The 16,801-nt window shown below is 63.4% G+C and carries 16 protein-coding genes; 5 read left to right on the top strand and 11 right to left on the bottom strand.

The window, feature by feature from the left end; all coding sequences use genetic code 11:
- Positions 1-8: 8 nt before the first annotated feature.
- Positions 9-623: a TetR/AcrR family transcriptional regulator gene (locus C7T36_RS05655; RefSeq protein ID WP_033235591.1), complete on the bottom strand. Its 615-nt coding sequence runs from the start codon at positions 621-623 to the stop codon at positions 9-11.
- Between the two features lie 117 nt (positions 624-740).
- Here C7T36_RS05655 and C7T36_RS05650 point away from each other — a divergent pair, with 117 nt between their 5' ends.
- From C7T36_RS05650 to C7T36_RS05640, 3 genes are all read left to right on the top strand, one after another.
- The gene (locus tag C7T36_RS05650) at positions 741-2,009 is read left to right on the top strand and encodes a cytochrome P450 (protein ID WP_033235795.1); all 1,269 of its coding nucleotides are present in this window, start codon (positions 741-743) and stop codon (positions 2,007-2,009) included.
- 91 nt (positions 2,010-2,100) lie between these two features.
- Complete coding sequence (locus C7T36_RS05645; protein ID WP_045064005.1) at positions 2,101-2,853, top strand: isocitrate lyase/phosphoenolpyruvate mutase family protein; 753 nt, start codon at positions 2,101-2,103, stop codon at positions 2,851-2,853.
- Between the two features lie 2 nt (positions 2,854-2,855).
- Positions 2,856-3,872 (top strand): DUF2804 domain-containing protein, encoded by a 1,017-nt coding sequence (locus C7T36_RS05640; RefSeq protein ID WP_045064003.1) that lies wholly within the window; start codon positions 2,856-2,858, stop codon positions 3,870-3,872.
- Positions 3,873-3,881: 9 nt separating this feature from the next.
- Here C7T36_RS05640 and C7T36_RS05635 read toward each other — a convergent pair whose 3' ends face one another.
- From C7T36_RS05635 to C7T36_RS05605, 8 genes are all read right to left on the bottom strand, one after another.
- Positions 3,882-5,504 carry an amidohydrolase gene (locus tag C7T36_RS05635; protein WP_045064001.1) on the bottom strand — a complete coding sequence of 541 codons (1,623 nt, stop codon included), beginning with the start codon at positions 5,502-5,504 and terminating at the stop codon, positions 3,882-3,884.
- A gap of 8 nt (positions 5,505-5,512) precedes the next feature.
- The gene (locus C7T36_RS05630; protein ID WP_045064000.1) at positions 5,513-7,687 is read right to left on the bottom strand and encodes an AAA family ATPase; all 2,175 of its coding nucleotides are present in this window, start codon (positions 7,685-7,687) and stop codon (positions 5,513-5,515) included.
- Positions 7,688-7,708: 21 nt separating this feature from the next.
- A complete protein-coding gene (locus C7T36_RS05625) occupies positions 7,709-8,545 on the bottom strand; it encodes a phosphatidylcholine/phosphatidylserine synthase (protein ID WP_033235794.1) in 837 nt (278 codons plus the stop codon).
- A gap of 56 nt (positions 8,546-8,601) precedes the next feature.
- Complete coding sequence (locus tag C7T36_RS05620; protein ID WP_033235586.1) at positions 8,602-9,315, bottom strand: phosphatidylserine decarboxylase; 714 nt, start codon at positions 9,313-9,315, stop codon at positions 8,602-8,604.
- Between the two features lie 87 nt (positions 9,316-9,402).
- Positions 9,403-9,558: a hypothetical protein gene (locus C7T36_RS30010; RefSeq protein ID WP_162487719.1), complete on the bottom strand. Its 156-nt coding sequence runs from the start codon at positions 9,556-9,558 to the stop codon at positions 9,403-9,405.
- A 280-nt stretch (positions 9,559-9,838) separates the two neighbouring features.
- Positions 9,839-10,861, bottom strand: a complete 1,023-nt coding sequence (locus C7T36_RS05615) for a MerR family DNA-binding transcriptional regulator (RefSeq protein WP_045063997.1) — start codon at positions 10,859-10,861, stop codon at positions 9,839-9,841.
- Positions 10,851-11,297 carry a hypothetical protein gene (locus tag C7T36_RS05610; RefSeq protein ID WP_045063996.1) on the bottom strand — a complete coding sequence of 149 codons (447 nt, stop codon included), beginning with the start codon at positions 11,295-11,297 and terminating at the stop codon, positions 10,851-10,853. Before C7T36_RS05610 ends, C7T36_RS05615 begins: the two co-directional genes overlap by 11 nt.
- A 34-nt stretch (positions 11,298-11,331) precedes the next feature.
- The gene (locus C7T36_RS05605) at positions 11,332-11,799 is read right to left on the bottom strand and encodes an SRPBCC family protein (protein ID WP_033235583.1); all 468 of its coding nucleotides are present in this window, start codon (positions 11,797-11,799) and stop codon (positions 11,332-11,334) included.
- Positions 11,800-11,958: 159 nt separating this feature from the next.
- On the opposite strand from C7T36_RS05605, the gene C7T36_RS05600 reads away from it, so the two are divergent.
- On the top strand, positions 11,959-13,389 hold the full coding sequence (locus tag C7T36_RS05600) for an amino acid permease (RefSeq protein WP_375128312.1): 1,431 nt from the start codon (positions 11,959-11,961) through the stop codon (positions 13,387-13,389).
- Here C7T36_RS05600 and C7T36_RS05595 read toward each other — a convergent pair.
- Both C7T36_RS05595 and C7T36_RS05590 read right to left on the bottom strand, forming a co-directional pair.
- Positions 13,355-14,608, bottom strand: coding sequence for an FAD-binding oxidoreductase (locus tag C7T36_RS05595; protein WP_045063993.1), 1,254 nt, complete (start codon positions 14,606-14,608; stop codon positions 13,355-13,357). The genes C7T36_RS05600 and C7T36_RS05595 overlap by 35 nt on opposite strands.
- A 141-nt stretch (positions 14,609-14,749) precedes the next feature.
- Positions 14,750-15,895 carry a CdaR family transcriptional regulator gene (locus C7T36_RS05590; RefSeq protein ID WP_045063992.1) on the bottom strand — a complete coding sequence of 382 codons (1,146 nt, stop codon included), beginning with the start codon at positions 15,893-15,895 and terminating at the stop codon, positions 14,750-14,752.
- A 72-nt stretch (positions 15,896-15,967) separates the two neighbouring features.
- Between C7T36_RS05590 and C7T36_RS05585 the strand changes: the two genes are divergently transcribed.
- Positions 15,968-16,753: an HAD-IIA family hydrolase gene (locus C7T36_RS05585; protein WP_045063991.1), complete on the top strand. Its 786-nt coding sequence runs from the start codon at positions 15,968-15,970 to the stop codon at positions 16,751-16,753.
- Positions 16,754-16,801: the final 48 nt, after the last annotated feature.

Below are 16,801 nucleotides of genomic sequence, written 5' to 3'. Positions count from 1 at the left end.
GCTCGCTCTCAGGCCGGTGGGGTCAGCGCGGGAAACCAGATGTCGGTCAGGACGTCGGCGGCCACGTCGGCGCCGGCGGTGATGGCGCCTTGCTCGGCCCAGCGGATGAAAAAGCGCTCGATCTGGGTGAGTAGCAGTTCAACTCGGAGTTTTGCCTCGTCGTGTCGCTCCTGCGGCCAGCGGGCAAGGTACGACGTCATCGCATTGGGGAGCGCCGAGATGCCGTCGCGCGCGAGGGTGCGAAATTCGGGTTCGAGAACCATGGCCTCGTCCCACGCGCGCATCAGGTGGTGGTGATCGCGGCACCAGTCGAGTGTCCGGTTGATCCACCCGGCAAATTCTGCGCGTGAACCGGAATCGAGGACGTGGTCGAGGTCCTGGAAGATCGCGAGCGTGCTGATGACGACGGAATTGGACCCGAGGGCCTTGAGTATGTCGAGTTTGCCGGGGAAGTGGAGATAGAACGTGGCGCGGCTGCACCCGACCGCGGCGGCGATGTCTTCCACGGTGACGGCGGCGTAGCCCCGTTCGGTGAACAGTGCGTCGGCTGCGGCCACCAGGTCGGCACGGGTCTGCTGCTTCTGCTTTTCGCGCAGAGTCGGTTTGGCGGCAGTGTCTGTCATTGGAGGAATCTTACGGCTGCCGACGAATTTGCACGAGACTATCCGTCTGTCACTTGACAGGCCGTTAGTGAAAGCTACTCTGTGGTGCAGGGCACAATCGACCGATCAGAGGACGCCATGACTATCTCGGATACAACGCGCACACCTGACCTGCCAGCCGGATTCGACGTCACGGACCCCGCGATTCTCGGCGAGCGGATTCCGTTCGAGGAATTTGCCGAACTTCGCCGAAGCGCACCGGTGTGGTGGTGCGAGCAGCCGCCTACCGTCGGCGGATTTCAGGACGAGGGTTACTGGGTTGTTTCTCGGCACGCAGATGTCAAAGAGGTCAGTCAGCGCAGCGATATCTTCTCGAGCTGGGAGAACACCGCCATTGCGCGCTTCGCGGACGACATGCCGCGCGAGGCCGTCGAGATGCTGCGGCACCTGCTCCTCAACAAGGATGCGCCGGAGCACACCAAACTTCGCAAGCTGATTTCCAAGCTGTTCACCCCGCGGGCCATCAACGGGATGCGCGACGAGTTGGACCGGCGCGCACGCAGCATCGTCGACACCGCTGTCGGTGAAGGACCGGGCGATTTTGTGAAGCAGATTGCCAGTGAGCTGCCGCTGCAGGCGATCGCAGATCTGATCGGCGTCCCGCAAGACGATCGCGACAAGCTGTTCAAGTGGTCCAACGAGATGATGGGCTACGACGACCCCGAGTACGTGGGTGATCCGGCGGTCGCGTCCACCGAGGTGCTCGGATACGCATACCAAATGGCCGACGCGCGTCGTACCTGCCCGGCCGACGACATCGTCACCACTCTCGTCCAGGCCGACATCGACGGCGACGCATTGAGCCCCGAAGAGTTCGGATTCTTCGTGCTGATCCTCGCGGTGGCGGGCAACGAGACAACCCGAAATGCCATCACCCACGGCATGATTGCGTTCCTCGAGAATCCCGAGCAGTGGGAGCTGTACAAGAAGGAACGGCCCAAGACGACGGCCGACGAGATCGTCCGCTGGGCAACACCGGTCACCGCGTTCCAGCGCACCGCCCTCGAAGACACCGAACTGGCCGGCGTCTCCATCAAGAAGGGACAGCGGGTGGTCATGCTCTACAGTTCCGCGAACTTCGACGAGGATGTCTTCGAGGATCCGATGACCTTCGACATCACCCGTAACCCCAATCCGCACTTGGGTTTCGGTGGAACTGGCGCGCACTTCTGTATCGGGGCGAATCTTGCCCGGATGGAGATCGACCTGATGTTCAATGCACTCGCCGACAATGTCCCCGACATCACCAAGATCGGTGATCCCCGTCGTCTGCGCTCGGGTTGGATCAACGGCATCAAGGAGTTCCAGGTTGATTACAAGAGCACAGGCTGCCCGGTAGCTCACTAGGGGCTACGCCCCTGTGCGCCTTTCTGGTAGCCAGCGCTACCAAAAAGGCGCACAGTAAGGTGACGTATCGCCTACTTTCAGGAGCCACCGTATGCCATCGATCAACGACAAGGCCACCGCTCTACTGGCGCTGCACCAGCCAGGAAACCCCGTCATTCTCCCCACCGTCTGGGATGCCTGGTCCGCAAATCTTGCTGTTGCGGCCGGTTTTGCAGCTCTGACCGTTGGCAGCCACCCGGTATCGGATTCCATCGGAAAGCCCGATAACGAGGGAATCACGTTCGGCGAGTTGGTACGCCGGATCAAGCAGATCACCGGCGCCGTCGACGCTCCGGTTTCCGTGGACATCGAGAGTGGATACGGACTCGAGCCCGCTGTGCTCATCGAAGGGCTGATCGATGCCGGCGCGGTCGGTCTCAACATCGAGGACACCGTGCACAGTGAGGGTGGCCGTCTTCGGGAGGCACAGGAGCACGCCGATTTTGTGGGTGGGCTTCGCCAGGCCGCCGACGCCGCAGGTGTCCACGTTGTTGTCAACGCGCGCACCGACCTGTTCGTGAAGCAGGTGGGCGACGAGGCTGACCGTGTTGACCGGGCCATTGCTCGCCTGAAACTGGCCGCCGATGCGGGAGCCGATGTTCTCTACCCCGTCGGACGGCACGACGACGCGGTCCAGCGGCGTCTGACGTCGGAGCTTCCGTTGCCGGTCAATGCAATCGGGATCCCGGATCAGGACGACCCGGCTAGTTTCGGCCCGCTCGGCGTCGCCCGCGTGAGCTTCGGGCCGTTCTTCCAAATGGCGTTGTCGACTCGGGCCAACGAGATTTTGGGGCGCTGGAAATAACAATGCAGAACGTGATGTCGCCAGGCCCGCTTCTCGATGCGCGTGGGCACCTCGTAGAGGCGGGCTGGGCGCCGTCGGAGGTCAAGACTTATCGGCGGTCGGCCGTCAAGGCGCCGAAGTTCAGGCTCAAGGAGTGGGACTACTACTGCGTGCTCACACCGGAATACGGGATTGCGCTGACCGTCGCGGACAACGGCTACATGGGGTTGCTCGGGGTGTCGTGGCTGGATTTCACCACTCCGGGTGAGGTCACGGAAAACGTGATGCTGCCCTTCCCAATGGGCAAACTTGGGTTGCCTTCCAGTGCCGATTCCGGCGACGTCGTTGTGTCGAAAGGTAAGGCGCGCTTCGAGTTCAGGCATATCGACGGTGGTCGTCGCCTGATCGTGGACTACCCGGCATTCGACCATGGCAAGGGATTGCACGCCGATCTGCTTCTCGAAAGCCCCGCCGATGACCGCATCGCGATCGCCACACCCTTTCCGAAAGCTCCGCGGTCGTTCTACTACAACCAGAAAGTCAACTGCCTGCCCGCAACCGGAACGGTTCGGGTCGGATCACAGGAATTTGCGTTTGCTCCGGAAGATGCCTTCGGAGTGCTGGATTGGGGCCGCGGAGTCTGGACCTACGACAACACTTGGTACTGGGGCTCGTCATCGGGATTGGTGAACGGCGAGCGCTTCGGCTTCAACATCGGTTACGGATTCGGAGACACCACAGCGGCCAGCGAGAACATCGTCTTCGTGAACGGTGTTGCGCACAAACTGGATCGCCTGGCGTTCGAGATTCCACGAACCTACGACGGTGCGCCGTGGAACTTCACGAGCAACGACGGCCGGTTCGAGATGAAGTTCGAGCCCATCATCGATCGCGCCGCGAAATTCGACGTGGGTGTCCTGCGGTCCATTCAGCACCAGGTGTTCGGCAGGTTCACCGGCACGGTTGGTCTCGACGACGGCACATCGGTGGAAGTTCGCGACCTCCTCGGGTTTGCGGAGGAAGTTCGGAACCGCTGGTAGGGGTGCTGGCTAGCCGGCGGCGTTCAGGTCTCCGTACACCGTTCGCCCCTCGAGGACGGTGGCGCGCACCTCGATGTCGGCCAATTCGGTGGGCGCCACATCGAGGGGATTGGCCGACAGCACAACAAGATCCGCGTAGGCGCCCGGGAAGATTGCGCCGATGCTCGCCTCGCTGAAGAGCTGCCATGCGGCGTTGACGGTATGAGCGCGCAGCGCAGCGTCGACGGGGATACGTTCCTCCGGCGCACGCACCTGGCCACTCGGCGAGAGTCGGGTGACCGCGTCCTGCATGTTCCGCAGCGGGTTGGCCGGGGTGACCGGGCCGTCGTTGTGGAATGTGAAGCGCTGCCCGGCGGCAAGGGCAGAACCTGCTGCCGCCCATGCTCCGCCGTGCTCGGGACCGAACAGATCGTCGACCAACACGTCGCCCCAGTAGTGCAGGTGATCGATGAAGATACTGACGGTGACGCCCAGTTCAGCTGCCCGGCGGAACTGATCCGCGCGCATGGCGCCGACATGTTCGAGGCGCAAGCGGTGATCGGACCGCGGAAACTCCTGCAGCAGTTGCTCCCACGCGTCGAGAACCATCGTGATTGCGTTGTCGCCGTGGGCGTGGCACGCGATCTGCCACCCCTGCTCGAAGTAGGCTGCGCTGATGTCGTGGATCTGCTCACCGGTGTAGTTGGCATGACCGTGGGTGCAGGCGATGCCGAGTCCGCGAGTGGCGGCTGTGTCGAGGTACGGGAAACTGGTCGCGATGTTGCCGACCCACGGTGAACCGTCCGACCACACTTTGATGCCGATCTGCTTGACCAGATCATCGCCCTCGCCGGGGGTGGCGTCCGTGGCGCGTTCCGGTGTCGACATTTCGTAGAGGCGGAACCTGGTGGTGAGCCCGCCCGCGTCGGCAATTGCCTTCAATGCCGGGCGCATTCGTGGGTCGAACGACATTTCGGCGACGGTGGTGATGCCGGCCGCATTGAGTCGGGCGCACTCGGCGGCCAACAGTTGGGGGTAGTCGCTCCCGATGGTCATCGCGTGGCCGGCAACGGCAAACACGGCCGGTGTCTCGTACGCCGCGCCGTCGAGTTCGCCCGAGGAATCGTGGCCGTACGATCCGCCGATCGGATCGGGGGTGTCGCGGGTGATCCCGGCCTGCGCTGCTGCTGCGGAGTTGAAGTATGCAACGTGGCCGGAGTTGTGCATGATCACGAGCGGGTGGTCCGGTGCGATCATGTCGAGCCACTCGCGCGTGGGCTCGGGTAAACCCGTCTGCAGCAGAGGATCCCAACCGTTGAGCGATGCACCGGCCGCGCCGCGTGCTGCAACGGTGTCGATGACCGTGGCAACAACGGTATCCGCGTCGGCGATCGTGACGGGGCGGATGTCGACCACTGCCGGGCCGAGCACGATCGCCTCTTCGAGTGGGTGCCCGTGCGGTTCGATGAATCCGGGGAGCACGCAGGCAGTTCCGACGTCCACCACCCGCGTACCTTCGCCGATGAGCGAGTCGATCTCGGTCCGCTCGCCGACTGCCGTGATCCGGCCACCGGTCACCGCCAGAGCGTTCGCGCGCGGAGCGTCCTCGTGCATCGTGACGATGTCGCCGTACAGAACCAGATCAGCATCCATGACAGTCCTCATCGGTTGTCGGCGTATGCCTGCAGGTGGGCTACCTGCTCGGGATCGAGTGACGGGCGGACCTTGTCGCGCGCGGTGGCAACGTCGGCGGCGGTCACGTCGGCGGCGTCCATGCTGCGGCGCATGGCTGCCAGGGCGGCTTCGCGCAACAGCGCTGAGCAGTCGGCTGCCGAGTAACCTTCCAGATCGACTGCCAGCGCGTCGAGGTCGACATCTTCCGCCAGCGGCACAGACTTACCCGACGCCTTGAGAATTGCCTTGCGCGCGTCCGCATCCGGCGGCGGAACAAATACAAGGCGTTCCAGTCGGCCTGGCCGCAGCAGTGCGGGGTCGATCAGATCAGGGCGGTTGGTGGCGCCCAATACCACGACATCACGCAGTGGCTCGACGCCGTCCATCTCCGTCAGCAGGGCTGCGACGACGCGATCCGACACCCCGGAGTCCGAGCTCTGCCCGCGTCGCGGTGCGAGGGCGTCGATTTCGTCGAGGAAGATCAGCGAGGGTGCGGAATCGCGGGCGCGCTGGAACAATTCGCGCACCGCTTTTTCGGATGCGCCCACCCACTTGTCCATCAGCTCGGCGCCCTTGACGGCGTGCACGCTCAGGTGGCCCGAGCTGGCAAGGGCGCGAACAAGATACGTCTTACCGCAGCCGGGAGGGCCGTAGAGGAGGACGCCGCGGGGCGGGTCGACGCCAAGGCGGGCAAAGGAATCGGGGTGCTGCAGTGGCCAGAGCACAGCCTCGGTGAGGGCCTGCTTGGTTTCGACCATGTCGCCGACGTCGTCGAGAGTGACGCTGCCGATGGACAGTTCTTCGGTACTGGACCGGGACAGTGGCCGAATCACCTCGAGTGCTCCGACGAGGTCGTCCTGCGTGATCTCCGGCGCTTCGGCGGATTTGGACGCTCTGGTCGCGGCTCGCAGCGCGGCTTCGCGGCACAACGCGGCGAGGTCGGCAACCACAAAGCCGGGTGCGCGGGAGGCGATGGCGTCGAGTTCGAGTGTGCCGGTGGGAACTCTGCGGAGCAACAGTTCGAGGAGTGCCTTGCGGGTGGCACCGTCGGGCAGGCTCAGGGAGAGTTCACGGTCGCACAGATCTTGACCGCGCAGGCGGGCGTCGACGGCTTCGGGGTGCGCGGACGTGGCGACAAACGCGATGCCGGGGGTGGCGACGGCGCTTCGCAGCTGTTCGAGGATGAGCGCGGAGACGGGTTCGGGTGTGGCGGGCAGTAATGCGTCGATATCGGTGATCAGGAGAACCCCACCGCCGCGCACACCGGCTACGGCGTCGACGATGCGCTGGAGTCGGGTATTCGCTTCGGTTGCACCGACTCCGGGGCCGTCGAGTTCCACCAGCTTTCGCGCCGAGAGAACTGATCGGGCGAGTGTGGCTTTTCCGACGCCTGCCGGTCCGGTGATCAGAACACCGAGGTGCGGGGACGCGCCGAGTGTGCGCAGCAGTTCCGGTTCGTCGAGCGCCAGGCCGAGCCACTCGGTGAGTTTGGCGGCCTGGGCCTGTGCGCCCACGAGGTGGTCGAGGGGAACGGCAGGGGTGGGCTCGGCAGGGACAGACACAGTGGCACTGGAAACAACACGGGCAACGCCGGCGGGACTGGCTGTTCCCCAGTCCACCGCCGAATTCGGCTGCACACTCACCGGCCCACCGGCCGGGTCGACGCCGGTGACGGTGAGCAGTTCCGACGTCCAGGCGACACCGAAGGTGCGGGAAAGAGCTTGAGTGGCTTCGGAAGTGCTGGTGCCCGGGCCCAAGTCGCGGGGGAGAAGCGAGACGGTATCGCCGACGCTCACCACCTTGCCGAGTAGGGCTTGGCGTAGAACGGTGGGGCTGATCGAGCGGGTTGCCATGGTGGAACCGGTGACGGAGACGGATCGTGCTCCGTACACCGTCACCGGACCCACCACGACGGACGAGTTCTCGGTGAGCCCCACGTTGGACATCGTGACGTCGTCCAACAGGATCGTGCCCGCCGGTGTGCCGGTGGGGGCCCGCCCCACCACGGCAGCAGTTCCGCGTGCGCCCATCAAGGCGATGGCATCCCACTCACGGATACCCAACGCTGCCAAGGCTTCGGGATGCAGGCGCACGACACCGCGTCGTAAATCTGCTGCGGAGGTGTTGAGTCGGACAGTCAGGGCGAGTTCCGGCGAAGTCACTCCCCGAGACTACGTCCTGAGCTAGCGAGGCCGACGCAAGCCGAGGCGCACCATCGAGCGTCGTCCACCCGCTGTGGGTTGACGACGGATCGCCCGGCGCTCCGACGGCTTGATGTCCCACGTTTCCGGCCGCGCCGCCACCCAGCGCTTGGAGCGGACGGCAAAGGGAATGTGAACCAGGTAGATCGCAATGAGAACGATCAACAGCACGTACGGGAAGGTGATCAGTGCGGCCGCGGTCAAGGCCACGAGGACCAGCAGCGCGGCAGCCATGTGCGGCGGCACGGATACCGATTTCATGGCCAGGGTCGGGATGCGGCTGACGATCAGAGCTGCCGAGAACAACATCCAGATGACTACAACTACCTGCGACGACCACCACCCGTCACCCCATTGGATGGTTGCAGCCAGGGGGGTGAGGGCGATCAGGGCGCCTGCGGGCGCTGGCACTCCGACAAAGTACTCACGGGCATATGCGGGGACGTCGTCTTCGTCGAGCAGGGTATTGAACCGGGCCAGGCGCAACACGATGCTGACGGCGTAGACCAACGCGATGATCCAGCCGAAGTTGGTGTCGTCCAACAACGTCACGTACAGGACCAATGCCGGGGCAACGCCGAAGGAGATGGCATCGGACAGCGAATCGAGCTCTGCACCGATCTTGCTGGTCGCGTCGAGAAGGCGGGCGATCCGGCCGTCGAGTGAATCGAGGACCGCCGCAGCACCGACCATCGCGAGCGAGATGCCAGGCTCGCCGTCGAGTGCGAACTTGACGGCGGACAGGCCCGCACACAGCGCGAGGATGGTGATGACGGACGGCAACAACCGCACGGCTTGCGTGCGTTTGGGCACCTTCATGGCCGGGCTGGTTGTCACCACCGGTCTCTTCACGGCTGGCTTCATTCTCGGTGTCTTCACGGCAGTTGCGCGATGACGGTTTCAGCGCCAATTGTGCGCTGACCTGGTTCGACCAGCAAGGTCGTTCCGGCCGGAAAGTACGTGTCGACGCGCGATCCGAAGCGGATCAGACCGTAGGTGTCACCGATGGGAAGGGCATCGCCGACACCGGCGTAGCAGACGATACGACGCGCGAGCAGGCCGGCGATCTGCACGACGGCAACGTCGTGTCCGCTCGCGGTCTCGATGAGCATGCTGTTGCGCTCGTTGACCTCGCTGGCGTCGGCCAGGTCTGCGGAGAGGAACTTGCCCGGCTGGTGAACAACCGTTTTGACGGTGCCTCCGACGGGAGCGCGCTGGACGTGTACGTCCAGAACCGACAGGAAGATGCTCACGCGGGGTCGAGGTTCGCTGCCGAGGTTCAGTTCGGCCGGCGGGACGGCATTGTCGACCAGTGCGACCTCGCCGTCGGCCGGGGCCACGACGACGCCGATGCGGTTGGGCGGTACCCGGTGCGGGTGACGGAAGAACGTGGCGCAGGCAGCTGCGGACACAAGGCCGGCTCGCCGCACCCACTTACGGTTGCGTCCCAGGGCTGCAACACCCAGCGGAGCGAGCACAAACGGAAGACCGGCGGGATGAAGCGGCGGAATCGCATGCCGAACCAGATCGACGATATGTCCGATTCCGGTGGGTTGCGGGGTTCCGGGGGGTGTGGGTCGGCGTGCCACAGGCTCCTCTAACTACTCGGTCGGTGTACTGCTGGCCGCACAGACACTACGGGGCGTCGTGCATCACTAGATTACGTGAGGCATCCGTTACTGCGGCATCTGTTGTTGCGGCACCCGGTATCGTCCGCCCCAGATCATGTAGGCGCAGTAGCCGAGCACACCGACCAGATAGAGAACGGTTGGGGCGACGAGGAGCCAGGTATTGACGGAACCATCCGTCGACGTGCCCGCGACCGCTGCCATCGCGGCAAGTAACAGTGCGGTGGCAGCGCCGAGCCATTCGAGGTCTTCGGAAATTCTTCGATCGAACTCGGCGCGATTGACCGGGTCCGTCCAGTATCGATGGTTCGCGATGCTGATCGCGTGCCCAGGAACACGGGGGATCAGGAACCTCGCTGACCCGAACTCGAGAGTGAGACCGAGGCAGATTCCGCCGATCGGACCGAGGAACGACCACTTCGAATCCCACCGGGTTACCGCACCGGACGCGTCGAAGTGACCGGGAATCTCGTAGGCAACTCTATTACGTGTGCGCAGCCTGTAGCGGCATCAAGTACGAGAAGTACCCGGCGTAGTCGGTGGTGCGGATAGCAAGAGGCAGTGCCGCGCCGCTCGCCCGAATCACCAGTGCCCGACCGGGTTGCGCTGCCGCGGCCTCGCGAAGTCGCTGCCGATCGACCAGCACTCGGAACCTCTCTGCGGGAACCACGTCAGCCGGATCGATCAGAGCGCTTCCGTCGGCGTCGACGCTCACGATCGCTGTTTCCGTGGAGCCGTTGAGCAGGGCCGCCAGTTGGTCACCTCTCAGTTCGGTTGCGCCACGGTCTTCGCGCAGGATGCGATGGTCCGGAAATTCACCGTCCTCGATGAGTGGGCTCGACACCGATCCACCGGGATAGGACGCGGTCACCGATCGGGTGGCGAAGGTGAGCGTCACGACTCCGACGATGTCTCGCATCCTTCGCGCAAAGGCGAGCGGAACGACTGCCGAGACGGTCAAATTGGATCGCACGCTCACTTCTGCGACCGCTAGCCGGTACCGATCAGTGGTGATAAACGCCGCGACACCGTCGTGAATGTCGATATGTACTCCGCGAAGGATCGGGAACTCCGAGTCGGCGTCCACCGCAAAAAGCACGGCGTCGAGTGCGCGTCGTACATCCCACGAATCGAGGGTGACGCCGGTAGCGGTCGGCCGTGAATCGATGAGCCGATGGATTCGATCGAGTTCGGCGCGGGCGTCGGCGAGCCCGTCTTCGAGATTGCGCAAGTGCGCGTCCAACCGGGAGTGTGGGTCCGGCCCGGTCAGGACGGCTGTCATCTCCCGAACCGGGACACCGACGCGGCGCATCCCCGCGATCAGGCGAGCATCACGAAGTTGGTCGTCGGTGTACCAGCGATAACCGGTGTGAGGGTCGACGGAGTGCGGAACCAGCACGCCTTCCTTGTCGTAGAAGCGCAGCGCACTGATCGGTAGCGCCGACGCCCTCGCCATCTCGCCGATTGTCAGGAGCGCAGGGGTCAGGAGCGCTGGGCTAGTGGTCACGATCGAATTCTGCCCGCAATCGCGCGATGGCGCCCCGAATCATCCGGCCGTATCCGTCGTCGGTCAGTGTTCCGGCCGCGTCTTCGGCCTTGGTCAGATGCTCGTGAGCTTCAGCGACTCGACCGAGTTTGTTGTAGTCGGCGGCCAGGTTGAGATGCAACGACGGGTAGAAGCCTGCAACCTGCAGCGTCGAATGATGTTCTCGAGCTCGGGTATCGGTCAGTGAATCAGCCGCCTGGAGCGCGCGTAGATCCCACCGGAGTTCGTCGGCGGGATCGTCCTGAACGTCGGCCATGTAGTGCGCGAGGGTGGCAACGTGCAGCGGATCAGTGCCGACGTCGCGCCATACGTTTTCGAAGGCAGAGCGAGCCCCGGCCCGATCGCCGGAGCTCGCCAATTCTTGTGCCTGCATTATTCGGTTCATCACGGGATCCATGAAAGGGATCCTGGAGTCTCGACCTGGTCGAGGGTCAAGCGAGAACGCTGGCTGCTTCCGCTTCCTTCTTCACACGCTCGAGAGTGGCGTTCATGCCCTTGACGAGTTCGACCTCGAAGCTGTCGTTGCCACCGAAGACCGTCTTGACCAGGAACTGCGAGACCTGGGACGTTCCGGTGGGAGCTTCACGGCGCTCGGTGAGCTTGGTTCCGGTTTCGGTCGCTTCGATGTTGTACGACCAGATGGTGCGGTTCTCGGCGATGCGGAACGCGACGGACTTGTTGGGCTCGAACCGAACAACCTTCGCTGTTGTCGGCCAGACGAGAAGGCCCTTGCGGTTGATGTTCAGGGTCTTGGCACCCTCACGGACGGTTCCGCCGATGACCTTCATCTTCTTGCACTGGGGGCTCCATTCGCCCATCCGCTGCAGGTCGGCGACGATCGCCCACACATCCTGCGGGGATGCATTGATGTCGATGCTGGCTTCGAGGGTGTTGGACAATGGTTTCTCCAGTCAATTTGATGATACGGCGAGTTACAAACACTTTTGCCGACGGTACGCGATACGTCAATACCCGATGTGCCTCAGGTCACCTTACGGCCAGGTCGCAGGGGTGGGCGGGAGGCTGGCGGCCGGTAGCGGACAATAGACGGCGCACGCATGCCTGCCATCCGACTGGAGTACCGAGTGAACACCGACGCCTTGCCCGACGAACGGGCCGGACTCAAGAGGGGGCTGACGGCGCGACACATTCGTTTCATTGCTCTGGGCTCGGCAATCGGAACGGGACTTTTCTACGGCAGTGCCGAAGCGATCAAGCGCGCCGGGCCGTCGGTTCTGCTGGCTTACCTGATCGGTGGCCTCGCGGTGTACCTGGTGCTGCGCGCTCTCGGTGAGATGGCGGTACGCAACCCCGTCTCCGGTTCGTTCAGCGAATACGCCAACCAGCATCTGGGTCCGCTCGCCGGATTCATGACGGGGTGGACGTACACATTCGAGATGGTGATCGTCTGTCTTGCCGACGTCACAGCGTTCGGCCTGTACATGCAGTTCTGGTTCCCGGACGTGCCACGCTGGATCTGGGTTCTGGCCGTCGTCTTCTTCATCGGCGCTCTGAACCTGTTGAGCGTCAAGGTGTTCGGTGAGCTCGAGTTCTGGTTCACGCTCGTCAAGATTACCGCCATCATCGCGATGATCGTGGGTGGCATCGCGATCATCGTGTTCGGATTCGGCGTGCACGACACCGACGCGGGAGTCAGCAACCTGTGGTCGGACGGCGGATTCTTCGCTACGGGAATCGGCGGGTTCCTCGCGTGCTTTGCAATCGTCATGTTTGCGTTCGGCGGCACCGAAATCATCGGAATCACTGCCGGTGAGGCGGAAGACCCGGCGCGGACCATCCGAAAAGCGGTCAACACCGTTCCGGTACGCATCATTCTCTTCTACGTCTGCACCCTCGCAGTCATCATGATCATCATTCCGTGGCAGACCATCACCAGCGACAACAGTCCCTTTGTGCAGATCTTCGAGAACCTCGGATTGGGCACCGCTGCTTCGATACTCAACATCGTGGTCATCACCGCGGCGCTCTCCGCCATCAACAGCGACGTGTTCGGCGCCGGCCGCATGATGTTCGGAATGTCCCACGCCGGTCAAGCACCGCAGGTCATGAAGAAGGTGTCCCGCAACGGAGTTCCGTGGATGACCGTTGTCATCATGACTGTCGCCTTGTTGGTCGGCGTGGTGCTCAACTACCTGATCCCGGACCAGGTTTTCCTCGTGATCGCGTCACTCGCGACCTTCGCCACCATCTTTGTGTGGGTCATGATTCTGCTGTCGCAGTTCCGTTCACGCCGCCAGATGAGTGCCGACGAAACAGTGGCACTGAAGTTTCCAGTGCCGCTGTGGCCGTACGGTCAGATCTTCGCGATCGGTTTCCTGGTGTTTGTCATCATCCTGTTGGGCGTCATTTCCGACACCCGTGTTGCTCTACTGGTGGGCGCCGGATGGCTTGTCCTGCTGGCCGGCGCGTACTACAAATGGGTGAAACCAGCCGTCAGCGCAGCGGATCGAAGTGGCGCATCACAGTAGGCATCGTGCCTGCCGTCATCGACTCCGCCATCATCTTTCCGGTCAACGGACCCAACGCGATTCCCCACATCCCGTGACCACCCGCGACATGGACACGCGGCGACTTCGTAGCACCGATCAACGGCAACCCGTCAGTGGTGCAGGGACGTGATCCGACCCATTCTTCGTCACGCGCAGTCCAGTCGATGCCGCGGAGCATGGGCTTTGCGGCGTCGATGATCGCCTGCACGCGACGCGGATCCAACGGTGCGTCTGGGCTGCGGAATTCCATCATTCCGGCGACTCGGAAGCGGTCGTGCAGCGGCGTGCACGCCACGCGCTGAGTGGGGAAGTACACCGGGTTCTTGGGCAGGTGATCGGGTGTGACGCTGAAGCTGTATCCGCGTCCCGCCTGCACCAGTTTGCGCACACCGAACGGCGCTGCCAGCTTGTTCAAGCGAGCGCCACTGGAAATCACGACGGCATCTGCTGCACGCGAATCACCGTTGGCGGAGCGAACACTCACGCCGTCGGCGCGGTCGTCGATTGACGCCACATCGAAGCCGGTGATGATCTCGGCGCCACGTTCACGGACGGCGTCGGCCAACGAGTTCACAAATTGCGGGGGATCGATGAAACGCTGACCACGCAGCCGGATTCCGGCCTTCACACCGGTGCCGAGGGTTGGCTCGAGCGAGTGGATCGCATCGTGGTCGAGGAGATCGAAGTCGACCTCGCCGCCGGCGGCCTCCACATGACGGAACTCCTCGACCAGGTTCTCGCGATCCTGCTCCGACGCAAACGCCGCGAGAAACGGATCAGCCAGTCGGGTGTGCTCCTTGACGCCACCGTCGGCAAGTTCGTCGAATGCGCCCAGCGCGGTTCGGTTGACCTCCGTGTAGACGGACATCGCTTCCTGCCACTTCGAGGGCGTGCAGTGGCGAGCAAATCCGACCAGGAACCGGATCAGTTTCAGATCGGTTGTCAGCGGAACATACACCGGCGACGACGGACTGAGCATCGCGCGCAGGCCGTACTGAAGGACAGCGGGTTCGGGGAGCGGAAGCGTGAGAGCGGGGGCTAACCAGCCGGCATTTCCCCAGCTGGCATCAGCGGCGACGCCATCACGATCGACGACAGTGACGTCGACTCCACGTTCCTGGAGGAACCAGGCCGTCGACAATCCGACCATGCCTGCGCCGACCACGACCACACGATCGGGGCTCTGACGAGTTCCCATGACCTGCTCCTTTAGCTCCGTTGACATGCGAGACGCCGGTCACACCGGCTCTGTTTCAAGCATGGGCTGAGGGGAGGGCAAAAGGAGTGGCCGTTCGGCCACAGGTAGAGATCAGGCGTTGTGCATATGCACAACGGGCGTTCAATTCCGCAGTTTGAACTGGAGCATCAGGATCAGTCGAGTGTCCGCGTCGGTCAGGTCAACACCACACATGTCCTTGCAGCGGCGTAGCCGATTGCGCAGGGTGTTGGGGTGAACGTGCAGTGCTGCGGAAGAATTCGCGACATCACCGCCCTTGTCGAGGAAGGTGCGGGCCGTGGCGACAAGTTCGCTGCCGTGCCGACGGTCGTGCTCGTCCAACGCGCCAAGGGGTGTGGCATCGCCCAGTCCGTCGAAGATGTCGGCGACATGCAATGCCAGTACCGACGCCAAGGTGTCGTTCATTCCCGCGACAATCCCGCCGGACCGGTTGTGCCGCAGCGCGCCCAGAACATGGTCGGCGTCGGCGCGCGATAGATGGCATTCGCTGGCGGATTTCACAGTTCGGCCCACCGCCACGGCAAGTTGTGCGCGTTCGCGGGCGCGACCGAGGAAGTCCTCCAGCAATCGGCGGGTGTTCGCTTCTTCAGCGGAGACAACAAGATACGTCGCGTCGATCAACTGCGCGATCACTGCGTCGACGGCCAGTGTGTCGAGATACAGACCCAACGACGCCGCGACGGTGCTCGGCATGAAACCGGCTGTCGCGCCAACCGCTACGACGGTCAGCGGTCCGCGCAGTCGCAAGTCCTCGGCGGCGCGGAATGCCTGCTCGCCGCCGCCGATCAGTGCTTTGACTCGCTCGGTCTGGCGGCGTCTGGTGCTGTTGATCCGGTCCCGCTCGGACGCGATGTGCTCCGCAACCACGGGCACAGCAGCGCGAAGTGTCGATTCCTGGGACGGCGTCGGCTCGCCGGCGAGTGCCACCCAGATAGACCCGACGGCAATGTTGTTCTCTCGCACGGCGATGACAAGCCGGGGAGTGATCGCCGGATCGTCGAGGTTGACGTAGATAGGGTCCGTCTCGCGGTGGAGGCGTTCGAAAACACCTGCATTCGAGAGTAGTTCGCGAATTCTGCCGGGTACCTGCCGGCCGAGGATGGTTCCGATCCGAGCCTCGTCCACGGCTTGTTCACCACCGGAGTAGGCAAGGACGGTCGAGTTCTCGTCCTCGATGGTGACGGGGGCTCCGAGTAATTCCGCCAAGGATCCCGCGACGCTGAAGAGATCGTCGTCGCGCAGGTCCATGAGGCTGAGCCTACTGAGCCGGTTCGTTTCTTGTGGTGCGACGCGTCGGGGTTGCAACTATAGGCTGGTGCAATGGCTGACATCGAAGGTGTTCTGTTCGACATCGACGGAGTCCTGCTCACGTCATGGCAGCCCATCGAGGGTGCCGGCGAGGCGGTCCGCGATGTGCGTAGTCGGGGCTTGGCGTGTGGGTTTCTCACCAACACCACCTCCCGCAGTTCGACCCTGATTGCGGAGGGACTGTGCGATGCGGGAATTGCCGTCGAGCCCAGCCAGATTGTCACTGCAGCAAGGCTCACCGCAGAGTACGTGCGCGCCACGTATCCCGAAGCGAAGGCCTGGGTGCTCAACAGCGGCGATGTGTCCAGCGACCTCGAGGGGATCGAACTGGTCGACAAGAACCCGGATGTCGTCATCCTCGGCGGCGCCGGCCCCGAATTCACACACGAGGCACTGAGTCAGGTGCTCGAATATTTGCTCGACGGTGTCCCGGTGGTCGCGATGCACCGCGGAATGATGTGGGAGACAGATACGGGCTTGAAGATCGACACCGGAACGTACCTACCGGGTTTCGAGGAAGTTGCCGGCGTCAATATCGCGGCCGTCGGCAAGCCGTCGCTCACGGGCTTTCTCGCGGCCACCGAATTGATGGACGTCGACGCCGAAGCGACGGTCATGGTGGGAGACGATCTGATCGGTGACATCCTTTCGTCGCAAAGGGTCGGGTTGACCGGAGTTCTGGTGCGTACCGGCAAGTTTCGGCAGGCAGTGCTCGAATTGGCGACGCAACAGCCGGACTATGTCATCGATTCCGTGGCGGATCTACCGGGCTTGTTGGAAACCTTGCTCGAGTCGTGACCTGCAAAGCGTGACGGACGTCATGTGAGCGGGTACTCTCGCGCCCGA

The organism is Rhodococcus sp. AD45-ID (assembly GCF_003023755.1).
GTDB lineage: Bacteria > Actinomycetota > Actinomycetes > Mycobacteriales > Mycobacteriaceae > Rhodococcus_F > Rhodococcus_F globerula.
This window is presented reverse-complemented; position numbering and strand designations above follow the sequence as displayed.